This is a genomic window from Segatella hominis (assembly GCF_004535825.1).
Lineage (GTDB): Bacteria > Bacteroidota > Bacteroidia > Bacteroidales > Bacteroidaceae > Prevotella > Prevotella hominis.
The window spans coordinates 48169-54935 of record NZ_SGVY01000023.1; the positions used below are offsets into that span (position 1 = coordinate 48169).

Sequence of the window (6767 nt, forward strand, 5' to 3'; positions counted from 1 at the left end):
GATGATATGGAAAAGTTAGGATTGGGCGATGCCCGACAGATATTAGCGATGTTGAAGGGTGAGGAGATTGCTTCGTCGAAGCTGTCTCTTCGCATGACGGCTTTGCTGAGGCAGGAAGGATTGTTGATGTTAAAGAGTAATGGGAGTAGATGCAAATATCGCATAGCCGAGGCCATGCGAGAGAGTTGCCGTACCCTGTTATCGCAGGAGTTTGGCTTGAAATGTTCTTTAGAAGAATGGATTTCTGCTTCTTCCTCTATGCAGACGAGGGCAGATATGGTTAGGATGGTAGGTGATTCAAAGGCTAAGAAGGTGAATACATTTCGTGGCTTTCTGATAGATTGCTATGTTCGGATAGATGCTATGCTGAATGGAAAGCCATTCAGACTTCAGCCGATGGAGGGCAGCTCTGTTTTCATCAATCAGCCGGATCTTTTCGAGATACAGGAAGATGTGATAGTTGTGGGTATGGAGAATGCTGAGAATTTCATGCAGATTCGGTCGCAGCGTTGGCTTTTCGATGCTCTGTTTCCTGGTAAGCAACTCTTGTTTGTCTGCCGTTATCCACAGGAAAATCTGGAGCATCTCAGGTCATGGCTTCTCCGCATCCCCAATCGTTACGTTCATTTTGGCGATTTCGATCTGGCAGGAGTTCATATCTATCTTTCAGAAATTTATGCCCATCTGGGTAATCGGTCTTCCTTCCTGTTTCCATCTGATATCGAGGAAAGATTGGCCGAAGGCAATGCTGCGCTTTACAATCAGCAATATGCTAAATTCAAGAATATGGCAGTAACGGATGTCCGCCTTCAGCCGTTGGTCAATATGATTCATCATTATCGCAGGGGATATGAGCAGGAGGGGTATATAAGATGATAGGGATATGATTACTGATGGAGATTATTTCTGATAATAATTATAGGAAATATTCTCCTCTTTCCACTTATCCTTTGTTGCAAGCCGATGGAGCAGCCATGCCGGCACGCAGCATCATCTCCACCTTCTCCGGCTCTACAGGCATGTCTGTATAGCTTCTCACCGATGTACGGTTCATGATATTTTCAAAAATCTGATTCTTTTCCATCATTGTTTTTCTGTGTGAGTCTTATTTTTTAGGCGAATCATAGCATTCCATAAGCCAGTCGAGCACATATTCTTGCTTGATTCCATCATGAAACTGGATGGGGTCGTTGTCCAGGGTGAGCAGATATTTTGGAAAATTGTCGGAGATGGACTTCAGGGGGGTCAATTCTCTCTGCATCGTGTTTTCATCCCTTACGCTGAGCGATACCTGATAGTATGCCTTGTGTTCACCAATGATTACCACGAAGTCTATTTCTGCATCACCGGCTTTGCCTACATAGATTTCTCCGCCTCGTCGTGCTAGTTCCAGATACACGATGTTTTCCAGTACGTGCCCCAAGTCGCCACCTTTGGTGCCATTGATGACTTGGCGCAGACCTACGTCGGCAAGATATAGTTTCTGTCCAGTCTTCAATAGCTGCTTACCCTTGGCATCATATCTCTGCACTGGGTAGAAGATATAGCTGTCGGTGAGGGCAGAGACGTAGTTTTCTATCGTATGAGATGTAGTCTTTCTGCCCAACGAGGTCATGGTGTCGCTGATGCGCTTGATTACGGATATGTTGCCTATATTGTCAGCAAGGAATCTTACCACACTTTGCAACATCATCACATCGGTTATCTTCTTGCGGCTCACCACATCTTTCAGTACGATGGTGTTGTAGAGACCTGACAGGTATTCACGCACCATCTCTCGGTCTTGGCTGATTTGGGGAATGTATGGGAAGGAACCCAGTTCGATGTATTGGCGATAGGCGAGCTCTCGGGAAATATGGGCAGGCTGCGTCTGCATGAATTCTCGGAAGGAGAAAGGGAAGAGCTTGATTTCGATGTATCTTCCGGTGAGCAGGGTGGCTATTTCGCCGGAGAGCAGGTAGGCATTGCTGCCAGTAACGTAAATATCTACGTTGTCTAGCAGGAACAGGCTGTCTATCACTTTCTGGAAATTTTCCACCATCTGTATCTCGTCAAAGAAGAGATAGTTCATCTTGTCTGGGCACAGGTTCTGCTTTACGTGCGCGTACAAAATTTTATAGTCGAGGAACGGTTCGTTGTCGAGATCCTCGAAGTTGAGGTTCTGTACTTGTTCTTCGGATACTCCGTCCGAGAGAAGTTTCTCCCTAAACATTCTCAGCAGCGATGACTTGCCACAGCGTCGTATGCCTGTTACTACCTTGATGGCCTTCTTATCTCTCCATTTCTCCAGGAGATTCATATATTCTTTGCGCTCTATCATATTCTCTTTATGTTCTATTTATTCACTTTGCTATTCATTTTGCATTCTATCTTGATTGCTAAAAATGAAATGCGCTGCAAATATACGAAAGTTTTTTGGGAAATTTGCAGTGCATTGCAAATTTCTTGTGCTTCTGAGTGAAATTTGCAGTGCATTGCAAATTTCTTTCTGTAAAACTGATAACACTTTCTGTAATCTGTATATCCGAGAATTTGTATTTATTTAGTTTTATTACCCGATACATCCTATAGTTTTTATCGCCCGATACATTCTATAGTATGCGTATATATAAGCCGATGTTGTGGTTATCATACTGATGAGATTCATGCAGGTGAAGGCAGCCTGCTGGGTGTTACCTGCCAGATAAAACACTGCCGCAGGGAGTATATTTGAGCATATCAGCCATGCGATGAAAACCAGGACAAGGGCTATGCCCAGTTTGCGCATGTTGCCCCTGTGCTTGTTGCACAGATGACAGCCGGCTATCAGGGAGGCGATGACGGAAATCAGACCCATCGTGCTTTCTGTCCAGGTGAGTATGGAAGCCATTTGGGTAATCTGTCCGTTCTGCATCATCGTTACGAGATGAAGATTGAAGCATTGGCCCAGGATGAATGAGAGCACATAGTAAAGTACCATCAACTCGCTGCAGCGTCGTAGCAATTTTACGCCTGCCGGTAGCGTGTAGCGGAATATTCCCCATAAAGCTATAGGGGCGAGCTGCAAGACCAGTTGCTTGATAGTAACCAGGATGGGACTTATTGGAATCAGGATGGGACTTGTTCTGAAGGATAAGCCCGCTTGTCTGCAAACAGAAAATGCCAGCGAAAACAATGCGAAAATGCAATATGCATACATGGCATATTGTGCAATGCGATTTATATCTATAGAATAACTTTTTCTTTCCATAATTCTACGCTTGATGATTTTATAAACAGTTTATCTTGCATAAGGCCATTGCAAAGATACGAAGTTTTTGGAAAATTCTAGCAAAATAGGTGGAAAATGTTTGGCTATGATATATTCTTATTAAAAGAATGGCAGAATGAATAATAAAAACTCTAAAAAGTTATAACGTATCTTCTTGAATATCAGTATTTGTTGCTATCTTTGCACGGTATATACTAAATGCGCTACGTGGATAAATACTAAAAGCGCTACATGGGTATATACTAATTTGAAATATAGGTTTAATCATACAATGAATCATATGAAGAAGATATTTTTTGGATTGGCAGCTGCACTGATGTTGACTGCCTGCAATGAGAGCAGACTTCCGGAGGCAACAGCCAACGTTGATTCAGCAAGTGTGGTAACCGACTTGATGATGAGTCGCAGAAGCATTCGTGCTTACAAGGATTCCGCTATCAGCCGTGATACCCTGAACGAGATTCTGAAATGCGGCATCCATGCGCCAAACGGACAGAATCTGCAGTCGTATGAAATCAGAGTGATAGATTCTCCTGCACTTATCGATTCGATAACCCAAGCCGTGGTAAAGGATAATCCTAAGATAGCAGAGCGCAAGGGCTTCAAGAACATCTTCGTGAATGCACCATGCGTGGTTTGCATCGCCTATGATACTACTTATGATATGGCGCAGATTGATTGCGGTTTGCTTGGCGAGAACATCATTCTTGCAGCATGGTCAAAGGGCATCGGTTCCTGTTGCCTGGGCAGTTCGCCCGTTGGATACAGGATTCTCCATCAGCCAAGCCTTACCTCGACCGCATGGCATTCTCCAAGGGTTACAAATTGCTCTGCTGCATCGCCCTGGGATACCCAGATGAATCGCCGGAGGCAAAGCCACGACGCCAGGATATGATAAAGTTCATGGATTAAGGCAAATGAAGGTTGACGTTCTAAAACAGGACGTCAACCTATTGGATAAGCAGTTTTATCTCATGCTCTTTCTATATGCCATTGGAGTAATGCCTGTTATTTTTTTTAATAGGCGTATAAAGTACGAATGATCATTGTAACCTAAATCATAGGCTATCTCCTTGATTGGCTGATTGTCTGTAATCAACAATAATTCTGCTATTTCCAGTTTACAATGCTGATTATGTGAAAAATCAATATTGTGCTATTATTGCATTATAAAATCCCATCAACTACGTACAAATCTATGTATCTTTCCTCTATAAAAGGATAATGATTTCCCTCGCATAGGGTAACTAAAACCAGTAAATTTGCATATAGCAGGAAAAATAGACACGCAACATCACACACTTGCACATTCATGCAAATGCTACTATCAGTATACTTTCCTCTTCGAGTTATACTCATACTGACTTCCATAGCCCTCCATGACATGAGTTAATTTGCAGACGAGGTGTGACCATCACAAAGATAGTAGCCTTTTCATGGAAGGTATATTATGATCATCCGTTGTTTGCGGACTCTTCACAATCATGCTTGAAGTCGAAATATTCAACATTGTCATGTAGGACATGCCAAACAGCAACGAGCATTTTTCTCGCCACAGCCACGATGACTTTCATCTTGTTTTTTCTTCTCACTACAGTCTGGTGATAGGAGAACCAACTAAAGAAACAGTCTTTCTGCCGACTGGCAGCCCATGCACATTGTATGATGGTTCTTCTGAGATAGCTGTTGCCGTGTGTCGTTTTGCGGGACTTTACTTTCTTGTTGGACTCATCATTTCTTGGGCGTAATCCACTCCAGGCAGCAAGGTGATTTGCCGTCTCGAACTTACTCATGTCTGTACCGATCTCTGCGATCAATGATGTTGCGGCACGTTCCTTGATGCCTGGGATTGTTTGCAAGCGTCTGAGTTCCTCTGGGAAGTATTTCTGGCATATCTCCGACATTTTGTCTTGGCATTCTTTCTTGTGGCTCTCGGCAATGTCTATTTCCTCACGGAGTTGGCGAAGGACATCAATCTCGGCTTGGGAGACAACTCCCTCCATAGAGGCAAGTATAGTTTCTCTGCCATGTTTGTTGATGATGCGTCCATGAATCTCTTTGATCAATTCCTGTGGGTCGGTGACACCTTCCGAGAGCCTGCGCACGACGGTTCTGTAACTCTTGCACTCTATGTTGGAGACATAGTTGCTCAAGCGGATGTTGCACCGTTGGAGTACAGCATCCACTTTGGATTCCTTACGCACAATTTCCTCATTGAGGTCAAAGATTCTACGGTCATATTGGCGAAGTTGCTGAATAATCTCTGGAGGTGCAAAACTACCATTTACCAGTTCCTTCATTGTACACGCTGCTATCCATTGAGCATCCTTCACGTCACTCTTATGACCGGGAAGTTGCTTGATAAAATACGGATTGACAAGGCGGAGTGTAAAATGAGGAGACAGCACACGCCAGGTTGGTATCCAGTAAATGCTGGTACTTTCCATTGAAACTTCTGAAACATGGTGTTTTTTTGAGCAATTTGCACATTTCATGCAGTTGAAATGTTAAAACTCCGAAAACTTGCTCAAATAATTCACCATCAGGGTGCAAAATACAAAGATAAATGCTATCTTTGTGCACGTCAAGACCACATACTGCTTTCATAAGCCTAATTTTTTGAAGTTAAAAACTTGGTTAATGAACACTGCTTCAAAGATAGTAAAAATTATTGTGACTTAGAGCACGTTGATGGCTGTTTTTGCAGTTGTGGCCTTGATTTTTTCAAAAAAAGCTAATTTCGCACAATTCGAGGGAAATCATTGTGCTTTTTTATTCATACTGACTTATAATTCGGAAATATTATGTAAATTTGCAGCTGGATTAGTAAACTGTTATTTTATAACAACAAAATAGAAACGGTATGAAAAAAATATTCTTTATAGTAGGTGCCATTTTTGCGATGGTACAGGTAACATTAGCACAAGCATATCAGGTGCCGGTATCTGAGGCAGACGAACCCATGATGAAAGGTACATTTACGCCTACCTGGGAATCTTTAGAGAGTAATTACAAAGTTCCAGATTGGTTTAAAAATGCGAAGTTTGGAATTTGGGCACATTGGGGACCTCAATGTGTGGAAGGAACTGGTGATTGGATGGCACGTTCTATGTATATTGAGGGTAGCCGAGAATATAGATATCATGTTGAGCATTATGGTCATCCGTCTGAATTTGGATTCAAAGACTTGCTGCCGCTGTTCAAGGCAGAAAAATGGAATCCAGATAAGTTGGTTGCCTTTTATAAGAAAATTGGTGCTCAATATTTCTTTGCTTTAGGCAATCATCACGACAACTTTGATCTTTGGGATAGTAAATATCAGCCATGGAACTCAATGAATATGGGACCTAAAAAAGACATTTTGGCAGGTTGGGCAGCGGCAGCTAAGAAATATAACTAAAGTTTCCCACCCTTGTTTATAGGGCATTTTTGAGTCCTTAATGTTCCATCAATCCCTATAAACAGGGCATTTTAACGGTTACCTAAAAAGTGTTTCATGCCACTTCTTTCCCATTTT

The 6767-nt window shown here is 42.5% G+C and carries 5 protein-coding genes and 3 pseudogenes; 3 read left to right on the top strand and 5 right to left on the bottom strand.

What is annotated here, in order from left to right; all coding sequences use genetic code 11:
• Nucleotides 1–6: 6 nt before the first annotated feature.
• Nucleotides 7–876, top strand: coding sequence for a DUF7281 domain-containing protein (locus EXN75_RS09690; RefSeq protein ID WP_246031354.1), 870 nt, complete (start codon nt 7–9; stop codon nt 874–876).
• 67 nt (nt 877–943) lie between these two features.
• Here the strand turns inward: EXN75_RS09690 and EXN75_RS09695 are convergent, their stop codons facing one another.
• The 3 genes from EXN75_RS09695 to EXN75_RS09705 form a co-directional block, all read right to left on the bottom strand.
• Complete coding sequence (locus tag EXN75_RS09695) at nt 944–1087, bottom strand: nitroreductase family protein (protein WP_134843646.1); 144 nt, start codon at nt 1085–1087, stop codon at nt 944–946.
• An 18-nt stretch (nt 1088–1105) separates the two neighbouring features.
• Entirely contained in the window at nt 1106–2320 is a 1215-nt protein-coding gene (locus tag EXN75_RS09700; RefSeq protein ID WP_134843647.1) for an ATP-binding protein, read from the bottom strand.
• A gap of 231 nt (nt 2321–2551) precedes the next feature.
• Nucleotides 2552–3229 carry a hypothetical protein gene (locus EXN75_RS09705; protein WP_134843648.1) on the bottom strand — a complete coding sequence of 226 codons (678 nt, stop codon included), beginning with the start codon at nt 3227–3229 and terminating at the stop codon, nt 2552–2554.
• 301 nt (nt 3230–3530) lie between these two features.
• On the opposite strand from EXN75_RS09705, the pseudogene EXN75_RS09710 reads away from it, so the two are divergent.
• Nucleotides 3531–4162 (top strand): annotated as a pseudogene (locus EXN75_RS09710) (nitroreductase family protein).
• Between the two features lie 55 nt (nt 4163–4217).
• On the opposite strand, the gene EXN75_RS09715 reads toward EXN75_RS09710, so the two are convergent.
• Both EXN75_RS09715 and EXN75_RS09720 read right to left on the bottom strand, forming a co-directional pair.
• Entirely contained in the window at nt 4218–4400 is a 183-nt protein-coding gene (locus EXN75_RS09715) for a helix-turn-helix transcriptional regulator (RefSeq protein ID WP_118117222.1), read from the bottom strand.
• Nucleotides 4401–4704: 304 nt separating this feature from the next.
• Nucleotides 4705–5857: pseudogene (locus EXN75_RS09720) on the bottom strand (IS110 family RNA-guided transposase).
• A gap of 256 nt (nt 5858–6113) precedes the next feature.
• Here EXN75_RS09720 and EXN75_RS09725 point away from each other — a divergent pair.
• Nucleotides 6114–6641: pseudogene (locus tag EXN75_RS09725) on the top strand (alpha-L-fucosidase); the annotation flags it as partial.
• Nucleotides 6642–6767 lie beyond the last annotated feature (126 nt).